We start from the raw sequence: 15403 nt of genomic DNA, 5'->3' as shown, positions 1-15403 counted from the left end.
GCTGGTTGCAAATCCGGTCGGCACGACGTTTCCGCGCGACGGCGGCGATGCGTTGCCTCGATGAAAAAAGGGCGCCGAAGCGCCCTTTTCCCGCATGCGTGCGCCGCGCTTACAGCGTGCGGCCGAATGCGTTGTGATGCGAACGATGCGTGGACGTCGACGCATGCGTGGTATGGCCATGCGTTTGCCCATGCGTGTGACCGCGACCCGGCTGCACGCCGGCGCGATCGGCGATCGTATCCGAGCGGTCGGCTGCGCGCGACAGGCCCTTGTCGCGGTCCCCCGCGTGCATGCCGTTCGAGTTGCTCAGCGCCTGGCCGCTCATGTGGCCGCCGGACATGCCGCCCGCGTTGCCGCCCGAGCCGCCTGCGCCATGACCGCCACCGTTGCCACCGCCATTGCCGCCGGCCGCCGCGTAGGCGGACACCGAGCCGAGCGCGAGCAGCGCGGCCGTCAATACGGACAGATATCGTTGCTGTTTCATCTTGTGCTCCCTGGAGCGCGTTCGTGTGACTGCATTCTATGAACGCGCCAAATTCGCGCCACACGACGTTGTAAATGATCGTAACGATGCGCGCGGCGCACATTCGTCGGATCAATCCGGGTGTTGCATGAACGGGGAACGAAGCAGGCGGTGGCGGCGCGTGGGCGCCGCCCCGGTGGTGAAGTGCTTACTGCGGCGGCTGCATGCCCTGCGCGGCGCCCTTGTGCTGCGCGGCCTGCTCCTGCGCCTGCTTCTTCGCCATGTGGTGGCCGACGATACAGCCGCCGACCGCACCGACGACCGCGTGGTGCCCCGCGTAGTGGCCGGCGACCCCGCCGACCACCGCACCCTTCATGCAGCCCGCCGCATGCGCGCTGCCGATCGTTGCGAGCGCCATGACAGCGGCGGCGGCACACAGCCTGATGTGACGAATGGGCATCATGTTGTCACTCTCCTCTCGTGGTGATCAGCCGGGCCGCTTAGTCCCAGCGGCCGCCGCGCCAGCCGCCATGGTCGCGCCACTCGTGCTCGCGCCATTCACGGCGGCGCCACTCGTGTTCGCGCCATTCGCGCCGACGCCAGCCATCGCCACGCCAGCCGTCATCGCGGTAGCCGACCGGCGCGTACATGACAGGCGGCGGCGGCGCGACGTAGACCGGTGCCGGCGCCGCGTAGACGCCCGGCACGCCGATGCCGACCGACAGGTCGACGTGGGCCGACGCGACCCCCGAAGCTGCCAGCGCCGCTACACCGAGAACTGCACCGAGAATAAGTTTCTTGCTCATCTCGCGACTCCCTGCACGTGTCGTGCGTCATGTGAATACGGTTCGGAGTCTAGGCACCGGACACAGACACAGGTGAAACGGGTATGCGAGACAGGTAACGGACGTTTACGGATGCCTGCAAAGCCTTGCGGGACAAGGGAGAGGCCATACTCGAAACACCGTTGCGGCGATGCATCGGGCCGGTAAAAAGGGCGTTTCGGCACGAAACCGGGCGATTCGATCGAGCTCGCCGGCGTGCGCGGGACGCGAACCGCCCGCACCGCGCGACGCGAGCGGTTCGCAACAGCGGGCGTTACGCGCGGATATCGTCGACGCTGCGCAGCCAGTGCACGCTGAACAGGTTGTCCGCGTCGGTCCACACGGTATCGGGCGCGAATCCCGCGCGGCGCGCGATCGCATGGAAGCCGTCGATCGTGAACTTGTGCGAATTCTCCGTATGGATGCGCTCGCCGGCGTCGAAGCGGAACGCGTGGCCGCGCACGTGCACCGTCTGCGCGATATCGCTGACGAGATGCATCTCGATGCGCTGCCGCTCGCTGTCGTAGAACGCGCAATGCGAGAACGCGTCGACGTCGAAATCCGCGCCGAGCTCCGCGTTCGCGCGCACCAGCAGGTTCAGGTTGAACTGCGCGGTGACGCCCTGCGCATCGTTGTACGCGTCGTGCAGCGTGCGCGCGTCCTTCACGAGATCGGCGCCGACCAGCAGGCCGCCGCCGCGCAGCAGCCGTGCGGCATCGCGCAGGAATGCGTCGGCTTCGTCCCGCGAGAAATTGCCGATCGTCGAGCCCGGAAAGAAACCGATGCGCCGCGCCGGTGTCGCGGTCAGCGCGGCCAGCTGCTCGGCCTTCGTGTAGTCGGCCGCGAGCGGCGCGACGTCGAGCCACGGATAGGCCGACCGCAGCCGCGCGGCCGCACCGTGCAGGTAGTCCGCCGAGATGTCGACCGGCACGTAGCGCGCCGGCGCGTTCGCATAGTTGCCGGCGAACGCGTCGAGCAACACGCGGATCTTCTCGAGCGAGCCCGCGCCGAATTCGACGAGTTCCGCATGCGGGCCGACGCGCCGCACGATCTCGGCCGCGCGATCGCGCAGGATGCCGAGCTCGGTACGGGTCGGGTAATACTCGGGCAGTTCGCAGATGCGATCGAACAGCGCGGAGCCGGCCGCATCGTAGAAGTATTTCGGCGGAATGCTGCGCGGCGTACGCGACAGTCCGTCGATCAGGTCGCGCTCGAACGCGCTCGGCCGCGAATCGCGGGCGGGTTGCTGGCCACCGCTCGTGGCCGTCTGGTCAGACGTCTCGCGCAAGTCGCACCCCCGTGAATTGCCAGCGCGCGGCCGGCGGAAAGAAATTGCGGTACGTCGGCCGTTCGTGCCCGGGCGGCGTCGCGATGCTGCTGCCGCGCAGGACCTGCTGGCCGACCATGAACTTGCCGTTGTATTCGGCGGCGACGCCCGCGAGCGGCCGAAAGCCCGGGTACGGCTCGTAGGACGAGCGCGTCCATTGCCACACGTGCCCGAGCATCTGCCGGATGCCTTCGGCGGGGAACGCGGCTTCCCATTCGAATTCGGTCGGCAGGCGGGCGCCGGCCCATTCCGCGTACGCGGCCGCTTCGTAGAAGCTCACGTGGCACACCGGTGCGTCGGGCGCGAGCGGTTCGATGCCGTGCAGGCCGAACGTGCGACGGACGCGCGTGGCGGCCGCATCGTCGTCGTCGGGCAGCCAGTACGCGGGCCCTTGCCACCCTTCCCGCTGCACCGTGGCCCAGCCGTCGGACAGCCAGAACTCGGGGCGGGTGTAGCCGCCGTCGGCGACGAACGCCGCGAACTCCGCGTTCGTCACGAGGCGGTTCGCAATCTCGTACGGCCGCACGAGCGCCGTATGACGCGGCCGTTCGTTGTCGAACGAGAACGCATCGCCGTCGTGGCCGATCTCGACGAGCCCGCCCGGCTGGTGAAGCCAGTGCAGCGCGCCCGCATCGCCCGCGGCCATTGCGTCCGCGTCCGTCCCGTTGCGCGGCCGGAACGCCGGCTTCAGCGGGTTGCACGAGAACGCGTGCAGCATGTCGGTGACGATCAGTTCCTGGTGCTGCTGCTCGTGATGCAGGCCGAGCACGATCTCGGGCGCGATCGTATCGAGCAGCGCCGCATCGGCGCCGGCCAGCGCGCGCAGCATCGCGTCGTCGACGTATTGCCGGTACGCATGCACCTCGTCGAGCGACGGGCGCGTGAGCAGCCCGCGCTGCGGCCGCGGATGGCGCGGGCCGAGCGCTTCGTAATAGGAATTGAAGAGGAACTGGAATGCGTCGTCGAACGGCGCGTAGCCGGGCACGCGGCGCATCAGCACGACGGTTTCGAAGAACCAGGTCGTATGCGCGAGATGCCATTTCGTCGGACTCGCGTCGGGCATCGACTGCACGGCCTGGTCTTCGGCGGACAGCGTCGCGGTCAACGCGACGCTATGGGTGCGCACGTCCTGGTAACGGCGCTGAAGCTGTGATGCAAGGAGGCTCATCGGTTTACCGTCCACGTCGCGATTCGCTGCGTTGCGTTGCCGGAAAAGGGAAAGCCTTGCGCATGATGCGCGCGGCTGACGTGCAACCTGCTGCTGCGTCGACGGGCAGCCGGCGCGCGCGCCGGGCCGCGAATGCGGCGTCACTTCATCTGCCCGTGCAGAACAGTATGGTCCAGAAATGTGAATGCTGCGAATCGGGATGCCGGTGAAACGCGAACGAAAGAGAAATGAAAGTGTTGGCTGCGCGCGTGCCGCACGCGTGACACGCCGGGCAGGCCTGCCGGTTCGGGCGTGAACGCCGTGCGCGACGCGCTGGTCCGCGCTGGCGGGCTGCTGACGCCCCATGACATCCGCGCAGCGATCGTGAGTGAATGCCCCGAGATGCCCGGATTTGTCTGACGAACGTGTGCGTGCACCACGACCGGCACGACGATGAACCGCCCCGCCCTTCGTCCGGGTCCGCGGCCAAACGCGCTTCGAAAAAATTTTTCGCCGATGTCACACACGCGGGGGGCTCGCTCGTCATGTCATCGGAACCCACACGAAAGGAGAAGGACCATGACTGCGAAACTCAATCCGTTTGCCGCCGCCCCCGCACTGATGAAGAGCTGGATGACCGTATCGGTCGCCGCTGCCGGGAGCCTCGAGCCGACGCTGATCGAGCTCGTCAAGATCCGCGCATCGCAGATCAACGCGTGCGCGAACTGCATTAACATGCACACGGCCGAGGCGCGCGAGCAAGGCGAGACCGAGCAGCGCATCTATCTGCTCGCCGCGTGGCGCGAAGCGCCCTGCTACACCGACCGCGAACGCGCGGCGCTCGGCTGGACCGAAGCGCTCACGCGGCTGTCGGAGGGCCACGCCGCACACGAAGCAGCCTACGCGGCGCTGAACGACCACTTCAGCCAGGAGGAACAGGTGAAGCTCACGCTGATGATCAACGTGATCAACGGCTGGAACCGGCTCGCCGTCGGCTTCGGGCTGTGGATCGACCCGGCCGACGCGAAGGCCGCCGCCGCGAAGATGGTGGACTGATGGCGACCCTCGACCCGGCCAGGGGCAGCGCCGAAGCACAGGCCGACGCGGCGGCGAGCTTCGACCCGCTGCGTCGCACGCTGATCCGCGTTGCGTACCGGATGCTCGGTTCCGTCGCGGATGCCGAGGACATGGTGCAGGAAGCGTTCATCCGCTGGATGGACGTCGACCGTACCGAGGTGCGCGTGCCCGAGGCGTTCCTGCGCCGCATGGTGATGCGCATGTGCCTCGACCAGCTGAAGTCCGCACGGCACCAGCGCGAGACCTATATCGGCCCGTGGCTGCCCGAGCCGGTCGTCGAGGAAGACGAACAGGAAGACGTCACGCTGCCGCTGCTGCTCGCGCTCGAACGGCTCTCGCCGCTCGAACGCGCGGCTTTCCTGCTGCACGACGTGTTCGGCCTCGAGTTCGACGAAGTGGCCACGACGATCCAGCGCGACCCTGCCGCGTGCCGGCAGCTCGCCGCGCGAGCCCGCACGCATGTGCGCGAGGCGCGGCCGCGCTTTCATGTCGAGAAACAGCACGGGATCGAATTGGCGGAAGCGTTTTTTGCCGCGTCACGCAGCGGCGACATGCGCACGCTCGGCGCGATGCTCGCCGAGGACGTGAGCCTGCATTCGGACGGTGGCGGCAAGCGCTCGGCGGCGGGCAAGCCGGTGTTCGGCTTCAAACGCGTGATGAAGGTGCACGAGTATCTGGCCGAGCTGTTTGCGACACATGCATCGAAGCTCGTGCGTGCCGGGTTCATCAACGGGCTGCCGGGTTTCGTCACGCTGGAATCCGATGGCGAGCTGCAGACCACGGCGCTCGAGATCGAGGACGGAAAGATCGTTGCGATCTATGTCGTGCGCAATCCTGACAAGTTGAAGCATCTGCATTGAGTGTGGCGGGATTGCGCGTCGGGTGCCGTGCGCAGGCACGGCCGCGATGCGCGCTGTTCACCGCCCTGCCGCCCTGCTTTACCGGCCGCCGGTGCGTGCTCGCGCTCGTGCTCGTTCAATCAATACGTGCCGACCACGACGTTGCGGATCACGATCATCAGGAAGCCGAGCAACGGCGTCGCGATCGCGAAACCGGTCGCCGCGAGCCAGTTCGTGCCGCCCTGCGCTTCCAGCAACGCGAGAAACGATTCGCGCGACGTCGCGTTCGGGCGCAGCTTGTCGATCCGGCGCTCGACGTGCGCCTTGTAGAGGCCGTTCCCGTACCAGCCGAGCGAAACCGCGATCCCGATCGTGACCGGGTCGAGCGTGCTCGATTCGAAGTATGTCGGGAAGAACAGCAGCTCGACCAGCGTGATCGCGAGCGACGCGCCGAGGACGGCCGCGGCCTGCCAGTACATGCATCGATACGCCATCCAGACCGGGCCCAGGAAACAGGCTGCCCAGTTCCACGACTGCCGGTTCTTGCGCGACGCGGCGATCGTCCATTTCCGCTCGAACCAGGCAGCCTTCTTGCCGACATAAGCGGCGATTTCGTCGTTGCTCGCGAGCGATGCGGCGGTCGTGACGTCGGACATGGTCGGGTGCTCTCAGTCGCGCGGGTCGCGCGTTGTTGTTTTGATGTGGTCGGATGCGGTGAAAATCGAACGGCGCAGCCGCTTCGGTCGCACACGATTCTACCCGCCGTGCAGCGCAGGTCGTAGCGTCACGGGCCAGGATGTCGGTGGAGATGCGATGCCGTGGATCGCGCAACGCATCGGGGCGATATGCGTCGTTTCGCGTTGTTTCGGCCGGAAAAAGAAAAACGCCACGCGAGGTTGCCGCGTGGCGTTTGTATGTTTGGCGAGCCGCGTTGCCTGTAGGCAATTTGCGCTGCCGGACCCCTTCATTTTGTTCGTTGGTAGGCTCGATTGGATTCGAACCAACGACCCCCACCATGTCAAGGTGGTGCTCTAACCAACTGAGCTACGAGCCTAAGAAGCCGCGAATTATAGAGAGGGTTTTTGAGGAGCACAAGCCCTTTCGTGAAAATTTTTTGAATCGGCGCGTGCGGGGGCAAACGATCGACGGTGCCTGGCGATGCCGGGCACGTCGCCTTCACCGCTTCGCATCACAGCAAAACGTGTCGATGCGCGGTGATGTTATCCACATTGCCCTCTGGATAACCGTCCGGCAAGCCTCTGGATTCACAGTGGAACGATTGAGGATATGTCGGCGAGTCTGTGAATCGACGAAAAGTTGTTCTGTGCTGCGCGGAGCTGTTCACGTGCGACACCCATGGTTATGCATCCCGCTTCGCGCTGAAAATTCAGTGCGTTACGGAGGTTATCCACTGTGAGGCACAGCGCTTGTTAACTATCACTACGTATATATACGAACTCTGTTAACACCTTTGGATAAGCACAGTCCGTCGACTGTGATCAGCCCGGGATATGCACTGCGTGCGGCGAACAGAAGAACGAATCGGGAAGCTGTGAAGCGCGTGGGTGATGTGCGAACCGTCATGTCTGTAGAATCGCGGGCATCCAGGATGCAAAGGCCCGGCGGACAGGCTCACGACACATGAACGATTCTTCGTTGTCCAGGCTCGACACGCTCGACATCGACACAGTCGTGCATCGAATGCAGCAACATCCGGGCGACATCGTGTTCGATCAACGCGTGTCGATCCCGGAAGCCGACGTCCTGTGCTGCCGCTACAAAGGCGAGCGATTCAACGTGAAGTTCGATCTCGACTACGGGGTGTTTGTCGATCGCGTCGGAAAGCTGTCTCGCCAAGACATCGAAGACATCGTCAGATGGCTCGCAACGGTGTGAACCGGATGACGAGAGGCACAGGCACATGATTGATTCTTTGACTGCGCTGCAGCGCTGGTACGAATCGCGTTGCGATGGCGTCTGGGAACACGCGCACGGCATCGAGGTCGTCACGCTGGACAATCCGGGATGGAAGGTGAAGCTCGACGGCGCGACGTCCGGCAAGGTGATCGATCTGTCGATCGAGCGCAACGAGTCGGACTGGATATCCGTGCGTGCGACCAGCGCTGAATTCGCCGGCTACGGCGGCCCGGGCAATTTGCCGGAGCTCCTCGCGCTCGCGGTCGAGTGGATTGACTGGCGCGCGACGAACGACGAAGGTCGAAGCGATCGATGAAGGCACCTGTCGACGAAATGCTGGCGACGGAGATTGCCGGCCATGTTGCGGTTGTCGTGACGAAGGTGGTGGCCGCCGCCGATGGGCTGGCACGGTTGGGCTTCGCTCGGCAATCCGGGCGCGGGGAATGGGCGATCGCCTGGCGCGGGCCGAGACAGTGCGTCATCGAAACGCGATGAATGCGGTGTGCGATCGCTCGATGTCTTCCACGGCGCGACGAAACCGAAGAAAGAACAGGGCGACGCAAGCGGCGCTCGCAACTGGAGTGAGTAATGGGACCGATCGTTTGCCATCGACACGGACGCGCTTCCACGGCGACAACATCGAAGGGTGTGGACGCACGCATCAGGTTGCGCGGGCAGTGTGTGCCCGGTGAACTCGTGAAGGTCTCGCTCGACCGGCCGAGATACAGCCGGGAGATGTGGATGTTGCGCGCCGAACTCGACGAGCACGAGGTCCATGCGATCTTCGTCGATCGGGTCGCGCACGTGAAGGCATTTCCGAAGATCGCGGCATTGGAGCGCATGCGCGCGTATGTCTGTCTGGCGTGTCTGGACGAACTGCTCGTGCGTTCCGGCGAGGTGCCTCATCAACCGACGACGAAAGAGCAGGCGTTCGATACGTCCGTCGTCGCGGCGAATGCAAAGTGGCCGAGCGATTTCGCGCGATGCGAACTTCACGGGCTGATCCGGCCGACGCGGTCGTCGCCGGATATCGAAACGGCGATTCTCACGATCGATGTGATCCGTGATTGTCACGTCGTGCGGGTGATCGATGCCCGTGTGAAGCACGAGCCCAAGTATTGGTTCGACGAAGCGTTTTTGCGCAAGGTGCTCGGGCCGGATATCGACATCGTCGATTCGACGTTCCGGATCGACGATCCGGCCATGTTCCTGCGGCTGCGGGACGCCGGTGAGTATGTGTGTCCGGTGTGCCTGCGGGAGGTGTTGAAACGCAGCGGCCTTGGCGATGACGCTGCGCCGGCGTGAACGCAAAGGAGAGGGCATGACGGGCAGGCAACCGGTGCCGTTGCGAGACGATCAATGATGACCGACACGATCGAGCAGTACGACATGACGGACGACGCCACCCGGCGCAAGATTTTCTGGCTGCTGCAACGCCTGACGAGCCTGTCGCTCTGGACGCGCAAGCGCGAGGCATTCGAGCGCTTCGCGAACGCGTACGAGCATGCAGTGAACATGTGGCCCGATGGTGATCCGGAGGCCATCCAGCGCACCCACTTTCCGATCATCGCCGACATTCTCGCGGCTTACGATCGAGGGCTGACCGAGCTGGCTCGAGGGAACCGGATTGGCTGGCGGAGCGGTGGGCCGTTCAAGCACGTGTACCGGCAATACCACCTTCTGGACGCGTATTTCTACCCTAATCCCGATTACTGGGATCGCGGTGGGCAGGTTGCCCCGTACCCGCCGAAGATTGACGCGCTGGCCCGACTGCTGCACGCATCGGAATACCAGATGGAGTATGCGCCGTTCGATTCGGACGATCGATTCGGCAACCTCGCACGTCTGCGCTCGGCAAGACAGCTGTTGTCCCCGGATGCCCATGAGCGCAACTTCCACACGCTTTCGTATCCGGTGTTTCCGGAGGAGCTGCCCGCGGTTCCAGAAGCTGTGGGCCCGATCATCTGGACCGGCCGGAAAGTGCCTTGCGACGGCATCTGGGAGCCTGTCGTCGTCAAGTGGTCGACGCGACCGGGCATCGTGCCGATCGTCATGCCCGGTTTGCGTAATGGAGGTTGCTTCAATTACTTCACTCGGGGCACGCGTGCGCCGCACCTGACGGACGATTTGCCGGGATTGTTCATCCCGACGTGCTGGCGATTGTTATGGGAAGACCGGCGTTACGTGAACGGCGTCATTCCCGACGAATCGCAGTATTTCCTCGAGCCGCGGCAAGCGCCGCAGACGAACCCGAACCCGTGATATCCGGAGAACACCATGAGCAAGCTGAATTTCGGCGAGGTCGATCGATGTTCCGTCCGGCTCAATACCGCGACGCTGCTCGGCCTGAAGGCCGCCTATGACGACTTCGCGAAAACCGGGCAGGATCTGCACAACTTCGAGATCTGCATCACGGACGAAAGTGCCGCGAGGGTCGATCCGAAACCGGACGACCACGTCATCGGCGTGACGTTTCTGGCGAAGATGCCTCCCGGCATGCGCGGGCTCGGCAATGCAAGTCCGCTCGGAACGTCGACGGGATACGTCATCTCCCCGGAGACCGGCGAGATTCTCAAGGTTCATCTGACCAAGTGACCTGGGCGGCGGTGAAGGTGGTCAGCCTTCGTATGTGGGTAACCGCGGCGCAAATGACGTGAAATGCTGTGCGAGCAATAGGTGAGCATGCGCTCGGATCGCAAGCGGAGGGCGGATCCCGGCGAATTCCGACCGTGACAAGCCGATCCGGATACGTGAGCCCGCGACTGAGTGCAGAAATGCCGGCTCCACGATGCGGGCGCGGGGGAAAGTGCATCACGTTCGTGCGCTTGCCGACGTGCCGCATGTGGACAACCCGCACGCCCAGCCAGTCGAATCGCTGTGCTTCGGACAGGTGAGCGCCATGCACTCGACCATGTGAATCAGCCCGAATGCCTTGTTGGACAGGGATTGTCCGGAATAGAGCAGGTGATGGGAAGAATGTTCGCGCGACCCGCCGTGATCGAGTGCCATGTGGATATCGAGCAGCCAAGACACTCGAAATCCTGTGCATTCAACGGGTGAGGGTACGCGAATGTGGTGAGGATGTTTGCGTCACCTCCCGGGTTGTGGATATCACGCTTCCACGCAACTCGAAACGCTGTGCAGACCCAAGGTGAGCGAACCGAACGATATCAGCATGTAGCGTCACCACGATCAAGCTGACCGGCCTCCACGATTCCCGGTGCGGTTCAGACACCGACTCGACCGGCGTCGCGAGAGAAGGCGGCATATACCAGGACAAAGTCGCACGGCGAGGATGATCGTTCGCTATGCTGCCGGTGACAACGCACCTATCCATCGGATACACATGAGCGCAACTGCGCGGATCATTCTCAAAGCCATGCTGAGCCTCCCCATTGCCTTTGGGCTCGCCTATCCCCTTGTCCATCCTTCAGAAGACGGTGGCGTTCTCGGCGAAATGGAGAGGCTTGGGACAATCGGCGGCATCGTCGTCATCACGGTTTTCCTGGCTCTGGTCTATGCCTACGCGAGCGACCTGAGGACTACCCTGAAATCGGTCAACCAAGGATCGCGTGCGGCCGAACCCAACAGCGTCTGGCTCATGTTCCTCTTGCCGTACAACTTCATCGAGGATTTCTTCATTATTTCCAACGTGGCGAAGTCCCTGGAAGCGGAGTCCCGTATCAATCCGGCGCTGTCGGGTCTGCGCTCGTTCGGCCGGATCAGTGGCATCGGGTGGTGTCTTGCGCAGGTTGTTTCGTTGATACCCGATACCCTTGGCTCCATCGCCGGTGGCGTTGCAGTTTTCCTCTGGGTTTGGCACTGGGTGTTCGTGCGTCGAGCGAACAAGATGCTCGCCGGCAGCCAGGTCTCGGTGGCGACTCTACCTGGACGGACAGGATCGTAGCCATCCTTGGAAGCCGGATCGCTTACCCGTGATCGATGTGGACATCCTGTTCCGCAGCGACTCGAAACCCTGTGATTCCCAAAGGTGAGGGCACCGGAGCGGCTTCGATGTGCATAACAGCCAGGGAAAGTCAGTCGAAACACTGTGCAAGCGAGTGGTGAGCGTGCGCCCGTTCAAGCCCGCCGGGCCGCACCACAAAAGGCGCTGGCGGCCACCCCCAACCGCCGACCGGGCGCGCATCCTGCTACTTCAAGTCTGCTGATCGAGCGCCTGCACGACCGCTTTCTCCGCGAGGCTCCCGGCCGGCCCGACCACCGCATAGTTGAGCCCGTTCACCGACCCGTACCGTGCGAGCAACGCGCCATCCACACGTTGCCCGGCCGGCAGCAGGCGATGTTTCGATTCTGCCGGCCGCAGATAGAAGCTCAGCGTCCGCCCGGCCTCGTCTTCATAGAGCACCATCGCAGCCGTGGCCCCGCTGTCCGTCGTGAACAACCGCCCACCGACCGGCCTGAACCCCGCAGCGCTCAAATCCGGCAGCCGCGCCGATGCCCCGACGCGCCGGGTGAGCCACCCCTGCAAATCGCCCGCACCGGTCGGCCGGTAATCCACCTTGGCCGTCTGATCGACCACCATCATCCGGTAAGCCTCGACTGCATCGCTCATCGGTGCGATGGGCGGCGCCGCGTTCCATCCACGCGCCTGCCATCCGCCGAATGTCCCCAGCCCGACGCAGAACACGAACGAAGCCGCGATCGCGAACCGCATCCGTGTGCGCTCCGCCTGCCTGCCGCGAATGGCGGCAGGATCCAGCGCAAGGTTATCCGCCGGCATCCGCACGCTTTCCAGCGCGGCCCGCAACCGCTGCGCATCCTGCTGCCATTGCTTCACCTGTTCCGCGCGCGCCGGATGCAGCGCGAGATAACGCTCGACCGCGGCGCGCGCATCGTCGTCGAGCTGGCCGTCGACGTAGGCCTGGAGGTCGTGTTCGTTCGGAGGCGTGTTCATTTCTTCATCAATCGCAAAGAAGGAGCAGGAAGCTCGCCGTCGCTGAGCTGGCGCAGCGCCTGGCGCGCGCGGGAGAGCCGCGACATCACGGTGCCGATCGGCACCTCGAGCAGGTCGGCGACTTCCTGATAGGTGAAGCCCTCGACTGCGACGAGCAGCAGCAGGCTGCGCTGTTCGTCGGAGAGCCGGCCGAACGCTTCGAGCGTCGCGCGTGCCGCGAATTCGCGTTCGGCGGACGGCCAGTGCGCTTCGTCGTCGTCGCGGATGCGCCCGAGCAGCCACGCGTAGCGCTTCGCGCTGCGTTTGCCGTCGAGAAACTGCCGGTACAGGATCGTGAAGAGCCAGCTGCGCAGCGACGCGTCGTCGCGACGGCTCGTCCAGCGCGACAGTGCGCGCTCGAGCGTCGACTGGACGAGATCGTCGGCCGCATGGACGTCGCGCGCCAGCCAGAGCGCGAAGCGTCGCAGCCTGGGGATGAGTTCGCGCAATGCGTCGTCGTCGAGGGCGGTGGAGGGCATGGCCGGGCCGGTTGCCGAATGGGTAGAGATGCCGCGTAAGACGCTGGTGGGCGCCGCTTATTCCACCAGCATAGGAAAAAAATTTTCGTGGAATAAAGCGGCGCGGGTGGCGTCCTACGCGGGTTCGACAATGACCTGATGGTCGGGAGCACATTCATGGAGCGATCTTCTTCCTCTTCTTCGCCGCAGCGCGAGCCCGGGCGCGGGTGGTGGCGCTGGGCCGCGATCGGCGGCGCGGTGGCCGGCGTGGCCGTGGCGTTCGGGTATGTCGGCGGGTGGTTCGCGCCGGCGCGTCTGACCCCGCACCGGATCGTCGACGCATTGCAGACGGCCGGCGGCGGCATTCACCCGGGTTTCCGGCGCAATCACGCGAAGGGCGTGTGCGTGACCGGTTACTTCGAAGGCAACGGCGCCGCGAGCGCGTATTCGGTCGCGCCGTTCTTCAAGGCGGTGCGCACGCCGGTGGTCGGGCGCTTCGCGTTGCCGGGCGGGAACCCGTACGCGCCCGACAGCAGCGTGCCGATCCGCAGCCTCGCGCTGAAGCTCACCGCGCCCGATGGCGAGCAATGGCGAACCGGGATGAACGCGATGCCCGTGTTTCCGGTGGCGACGCCGCAGGCGTTCTACGCGCAATTGATGGCGACCCGGCCCGATCCGAAGACGGGCAAGCCCGACCCGGCGAAGGTAAAGGCGTTTTTCGGCGCGCACCCGGAGGCGGGCGCGTTCCTGCAATGGGTGAAGGGTGCGAAGCCGAGCGCGAGCTACGTCACCGAAAGCTATTACGGATTGAACGCGTTCTACTTCGTCGACGCGGCCGGCAAGCGCCAGGCGGTGCGGTGGCGCGTTGTGCCGGAGCAGACGGCCGGCGCCGGCGACGTCGCGACGGCGGCGGACCCGAACGTGTTGCAGCAGGACGTGACGCAGCGCATCGCGGCGGGTGCGCAGAAGTGGAAGCTGCTGGTCACGTTGGCGGAGCCTGGCGATCCGGTGGACGACGCCACGAAGGTCTGGCCCGAGCAGCGCACGACGATCGACGCGGGCACGCTCGTGCTCGACCGCGTGGAGGCGCAGGACAGCGGGCCGTGCCGGGATGTGAATTACGACCCGACGGTGCTGCCGCAGGGGATTCAGGTGTCGGGGGATCCGTTGCTGGCGGCGCGCTCGGCTGCCTATGCGGATTCGTATCTGCGCAGGACGAGTGAAGAGGCCGGTGTGGCGGGCGTGGCCAGGTTGAGTTCGGAGGGACGGTGATGAAGACTTCTGCGACGTTTGGTTTGCCCGCGAGGGTGCTGCACTGGGTGATGGCCGCGATGATCATCGCGATGTTGTTCATCGGGGTGGGGATGGTGGCGTCCGTTTCCGGGCGGCACGAGGTTCTGGTGGCGATTCACAAGCCGCTGGGTGTGGCCGTGCTGGTGCTGGTGTGCGTGCGGATCGTGGTGCGGGTGTTGTCGAAGCCGCCGGCGTTACCCGAGGATCTGCCGTGGTGGCAGAAGGTGGCCGCGCACGGATCGCATCTCGTGCTGTATGCGCTGATGGTCGCGATGCCGCTGATCGGGTGGGCGATGCTGTCGGCGGGCGGGTATCCGGTGACGTTGGGCGGCGGCGTGCAGCTGCCGGCGCTGGTGTCGGCTGATCCGGTGACGTTCGCCTGGCTGAGGGTCGCGCATCGTGTGCTGGCCTATCTGTTCTTCTTGACCTTCCTCGCGCACTTTGCGGCGGCGCTGTATCACGGACTGATTCGGCGGGACGGTGTGGTGAGGGCGATGGTGGGGCGGTAACTGACGGAAGGTTGAGTTCGCGGCGGCGGGGCTGTACACGGGCGACCGGGGCAGCTCTTGCCGTGCCGCTTTTATATGACCACTGGGTAGGCTCGGCTGCTCCCGGCATAGCATGTCAAAAATATTTCACGAAAGGGGTTGCGGAGACCGGGGCAGGTGCTTAGAATCACGCCTCTTTCGCGCTAACGGAAACGCAGCGCGGGAGAAGAAGGGAAGCGGTGCTGTTGAAGTTGGTTTTAGCAACTCCAGTACATACGAAATTAAACCGCAGTCGTCGCAACGAAGTAGTTAAAAAAGTTGTTGACGAGTTTTAAAAAACGGTTAATAATCTCGCTTCTCTGCTGCTGAAAACGCAGCGCTGCCGGGAGACACGAAGTTCCTCGCAGATTGCTCTTTAAAAATTAACAGCCGATAAGTGTGGGCGCTTGATGAAAGCGAGCTGATCTTCGGATCAGATAGCAAAAGTATCAAGAGTCTCACACTAAAGTAAGTCAGGTTTATGAAGTGATTCATATTCCTGTCAGCTTTGAGTGAGCGACCGGTTCTTAACCGAACCGAAAACAGTAACAGGTTTAAACTGAAGAGTTTGATCCTG

20 protein-coding genes and 1 tRNA gene are annotated in these 15403 nt (G+C 64.2%); 11 read left to right on the top strand and 10 right to left on the bottom strand.

Features of this window, described 5'->3' with window-relative positions:
* Positions 1 to 109: 109 nt before the first annotated feature.
* The 5 genes from DPV74_RS14460 to egtB form a co-directional block, all read right to left on the bottom strand.
* The gene (locus DPV74_RS14460; RefSeq protein ID WP_060197243.1) at positions 110 to 484 is read right to left on the bottom strand and encodes a hypothetical protein; all 375 of its coding nucleotides are present in this window, start codon (positions 482 to 484) and stop codon (positions 110 to 112) included.
* 187 nt (positions 485 to 671) lie between these two features.
* Positions 672 to 926 carry a hypothetical protein gene (locus DPV74_RS14455; RefSeq protein ID WP_119337443.1) on the bottom strand — a complete coding sequence of 85 codons (255 nt, stop codon included), beginning with the start codon at positions 924 to 926 and terminating at the stop codon, positions 672 to 674.
* A 37-nt stretch (positions 927 to 963) separates the two neighbouring features.
* Positions 964 to 1269 (bottom strand): hypothetical protein, encoded by a 306-nt coding sequence (locus DPV74_RS14450; RefSeq protein ID WP_060174934.1) that lies wholly within the window; start codon positions 1267 to 1269, stop codon positions 964 to 966.
* A 292-nt stretch (positions 1270 to 1561) separates the two neighbouring features.
* On the bottom strand, positions 1562 to 2575 hold the full coding sequence (gene egtD / locus DPV74_RS14445) for an L-histidine N(alpha)-methyltransferase (RefSeq protein WP_119337442.1): 1014 nt from the start codon (positions 2573 to 2575) through the stop codon (positions 1562 to 1564).
* Positions 2559 to 3782: an ergothioneine biosynthesis protein EgtB gene (egtB, locus tag DPV74_RS14440; protein ID WP_027788768.1), complete on the bottom strand. Its 1224-nt coding sequence runs from the start codon at positions 3780 to 3782 to the stop codon at positions 2559 to 2561. The genes egtD and egtB overlap by 17 nt, the downstream gene beginning before the upstream one ends.
* A 558-nt stretch (positions 3783 to 4340) precedes the next feature.
* Here egtB and DPV74_RS14435 point away from each other — a divergent pair.
* Entirely contained in the window at positions 4341 to 4817 is a 477-nt protein-coding gene (locus tag DPV74_RS14435; RefSeq protein ID WP_119337441.1) for a carboxymuconolactone decarboxylase family protein, read from the top strand.
* A complete protein-coding gene (locus tag DPV74_RS14430; protein ID WP_119337440.1) occupies positions 4817 to 5698 on the top strand; it encodes a sigma-70 family RNA polymerase sigma factor in 882 nt (293 codons plus the stop codon). The genes DPV74_RS14435 and DPV74_RS14430 overlap by 1 nt, the downstream gene beginning before the upstream one ends.
* Before the next feature lie 119 nt (positions 5699 to 5817).
* Here DPV74_RS14430 and DPV74_RS14425 read toward each other — a convergent pair whose 3' ends face one another.
* Both DPV74_RS14425 and DPV74_RS14420 read right to left on the bottom strand, forming a co-directional pair.
* Entirely contained in the window at positions 5818 to 6333 is a 516-nt protein-coding gene (locus tag DPV74_RS14425; protein ID WP_060174931.1) for a DUF2628 domain-containing protein, read from the bottom strand.
* Positions 6334 to 6654: 321 nt separating this feature from the next.
* Positions 6655 to 6731: transfer RNA gene (locus DPV74_RS14420), tRNA-Val, on the bottom strand.
* 587 nt (positions 6732 to 7318) lie between these two features.
* On the opposite strand from DPV74_RS14420, the gene DPV74_RS14415 reads away from it, so the two are divergent.
* The 6 genes from DPV74_RS14415 (at position 7319) to DPV74_RS14390 (ending at position 10189) form a co-directional block, all read left to right on the top strand.
* The gene (locus tag DPV74_RS14415) at positions 7319 to 7573 is read left to right on the top strand and encodes a hypothetical protein (protein WP_119337439.1); all 255 of its coding nucleotides are present in this window, start codon (positions 7319 to 7321) and stop codon (positions 7571 to 7573) included.
* Positions 7574 to 7598: 25 nt separating this feature from the next.
* Positions 7599 to 7910 (top strand): Imm53 family immunity protein, encoded by a 312-nt coding sequence (locus tag DPV74_RS14410; RefSeq protein ID WP_060280116.1) that lies wholly within the window; start codon positions 7599 to 7601, stop codon positions 7908 to 7910.
* The gene (locus tag DPV74_RS14405; RefSeq protein WP_119337438.1) at positions 7907 to 8089 is read left to right on the top strand and encodes a hypothetical protein; all 183 of its coding nucleotides are present in this window, start codon (positions 7907 to 7909) and stop codon (positions 8087 to 8089) included. The genes DPV74_RS14410 and DPV74_RS14405 overlap by 4 nt, the downstream gene beginning before the upstream one ends.
* Before the next feature lie 201 nt (positions 8090 to 8290).
* Positions 8291 to 8899 (top strand): hypothetical protein, encoded by a 609-nt coding sequence (locus DPV74_RS14400; RefSeq protein WP_162923037.1) that lies wholly within the window; start codon positions 8291 to 8293, stop codon positions 8897 to 8899.
* 57 nt (positions 8900 to 8956) lie between these two features.
* Positions 8957 to 9856, top strand: coding sequence for an Imm72 family immunity protein (locus DPV74_RS14395; protein WP_119337449.1), 900 nt, complete (start codon positions 8957 to 8959; stop codon positions 9854 to 9856).
* 15 nt (positions 9857 to 9871) lie between these two features.
* Positions 9872 to 10189 carry a hypothetical protein gene (locus DPV74_RS14390; protein WP_119337436.1) on the top strand — a complete coding sequence of 106 codons (318 nt, stop codon included), beginning with the start codon at positions 9872 to 9874 and terminating at the stop codon, positions 10187 to 10189.
* Between the two features lie 216 nt (positions 10190 to 10405).
* Here DPV74_RS14390 and DPV74_RS14385 read toward each other — a convergent pair whose 3' ends face one another.
* Positions 10406 to 10627, bottom strand: a complete 222-nt coding sequence (locus DPV74_RS14385; RefSeq protein ID WP_162923036.1) for a hypothetical protein — start codon at positions 10625 to 10627, stop codon at positions 10406 to 10408.
* 313 nt (positions 10628 to 10940) lie between these two features.
* On the opposite strand from DPV74_RS14385, the gene DPV74_RS14380 reads away from it, so the two are divergent.
* Entirely contained in the window at positions 10941 to 11501 is a 561-nt protein-coding gene (locus DPV74_RS14380) for a hypothetical protein (protein WP_060062193.1), read from the top strand.
* A gap of 249 nt (positions 11502 to 11750) precedes the next feature.
* On the opposite strand, the gene DPV74_RS14375 is transcribed toward DPV74_RS14380, so the two are convergent.
* A complete protein-coding gene (locus DPV74_RS14375; protein WP_059694507.1) occupies positions 11751 to 12509 on the bottom strand; it encodes an anti-sigma factor in 759 nt (252 codons plus the stop codon).
* The gene (locus DPV74_RS14370) at positions 12506 to 13027 is read right to left on the bottom strand and encodes a sigma-70 family RNA polymerase sigma factor (protein ID WP_021162275.1); all 522 of its coding nucleotides are present in this window, start codon (positions 13025 to 13027) and stop codon (positions 12506 to 12508) included. Before DPV74_RS14370 ends, DPV74_RS14375 begins: the two co-directional genes overlap by 4 nt.
* A 156-nt stretch (positions 13028 to 13183) precedes the next feature.
* Here DPV74_RS14370 and DPV74_RS14365 point away from each other — a divergent pair, with 156 nt between their 5' ends.
* The gene (locus tag DPV74_RS14365) at positions 13184 to 14278 is read left to right on the top strand and encodes a catalase family peroxidase (RefSeq protein WP_119337435.1); all 1095 of its coding nucleotides are present in this window, start codon (positions 13184 to 13186) and stop codon (positions 14276 to 14278) included.
* A complete protein-coding gene (locus DPV74_RS14360) occupies positions 14278 to 14808 on the top strand; it encodes a cytochrome b (protein ID WP_175757937.1) in 531 nt (176 codons plus the stop codon). The genes DPV74_RS14365 and DPV74_RS14360 overlap by 1 nt, the downstream gene beginning before the upstream one ends.
* Positions 14809 to 15403: the final 595 nt, after the last annotated feature.

The sequence above is a fragment of the Burkholderia sp. HAN2018 genome, from assembly GCF_024704855.1.
GTDB classification, from domain to species: Bacteria; Pseudomonadota; Gammaproteobacteria; order Burkholderiales; family Burkholderiaceae; genus Burkholderia; species Burkholderia cepacia.
This window is presented reverse-complemented; position numbering and strand designations above follow the sequence as displayed.

What these genes read in the sequence shown, in the direction of transcription:
- DPV74_RS14460 (WP_060197243.1), bottom strand. Translation starts at nt 484, where the DNA reads ATGAAACAGCAACGATATCTGTCCGTATTGACGGCCGCGCTGCTCGCG.
- DPV74_RS14455 (WP_119337443.1), bottom strand. Translation starts at nt 926, where the DNA reads ATGATGCCCATTCGTCACATCAGGCTGTGTGCCGCCGCCGCTGTCATG.
- DPV74_RS14450 (WP_060174934.1), bottom strand. Translation starts at nt 1,269, where the DNA reads ATGAGCAAGAAACTTATTCTCGGTGCAGTTCTCGGTGTAGCGGCGCTG.
- egtB (WP_027788768.1), bottom strand. Translation starts at nt 3,782, where the DNA reads ATGAGCCTCCTTGCATCACAGCTTCAGCGCCGTTACCAGGACGTGCGC.
- DPV74_RS14435 (WP_119337441.1), top strand. Translation starts at nt 4,341, where the DNA reads ATGACTGCGAAACTCAATCCGTTTGCCGCCGCCCCCGCACTGATGAAG.
- DPV74_RS14430 (WP_119337440.1), top strand. Translation starts at nt 4,817, where the DNA reads ATGGCGACCCTCGACCCGGCCAGGGGCAGCGCCGAAGCACAGGCCGAC.
- DPV74_RS14425 (WP_060174931.1), bottom strand. Translation starts at nt 6,333, where the DNA reads ATGTCCGACGTCACGACCGCCGCATCGCTCGCGAGCAACGACGAAATC.
- DPV74_RS14415 (WP_119337439.1), top strand. Translation starts at nt 7,319, where the DNA reads ATGAACGATTCTTCGTTGTCCAGGCTCGACACGCTCGACATCGACACA.
- DPV74_RS14410 (WP_060280116.1), top strand. Translation starts at nt 7,599, where the DNA reads ATGATTGATTCTTTGACTGCGCTGCAGCGCTGGTACGAATCGCGTTGC.
- DPV74_RS14405 (WP_119337438.1), top strand. Translation starts at nt 7,907, where the DNA reads ATGAAGGCACCTGTCGACGAAATGCTGGCGACGGAGATTGCCGGCCAT.
- DPV74_RS14395 (WP_119337449.1), top strand. Translation starts at nt 8,957, where the DNA reads ATGACCGACACGATCGAGCAGTACGACATGACGGACGACGCCACCCGG.
- DPV74_RS14390 (WP_119337436.1), top strand. Translation starts at nt 9,872, where the DNA reads ATGAGCAAGCTGAATTTCGGCGAGGTCGATCGATGTTCCGTCCGGCTC.
- DPV74_RS14380 (WP_060062193.1), top strand. Translation starts at nt 10,941, where the DNA reads ATGAGCGCAACTGCGCGGATCATTCTCAAAGCCATGCTGAGCCTCCCC.
- DPV74_RS14375 (WP_059694507.1), bottom strand. Translation starts at nt 12,509, where the DNA reads ATGAACACGCCTCCGAACGAACACGACCTCCAGGCCTACGTCGACGGC.
- DPV74_RS14370 (WP_021162275.1), bottom strand. Translation starts at nt 13,027, where the DNA reads ATGCCCTCCACCGCCCTCGACGACGACGCATTGCGCGAACTCATCCCC.
- DPV74_RS14365 (WP_119337435.1), top strand. Translation starts at nt 13,184, where the DNA reads ATGGAGCGATCTTCTTCCTCTTCTTCGCCGCAGCGCGAGCCCGGGCGC.
- DPV74_RS14360 (WP_175757937.1), top strand. Translation starts at nt 14,278, where the DNA reads ATGAAGACTTCTGCGACGTTTGGTTTGCCCGCGAGGGTGCTGCACTGG.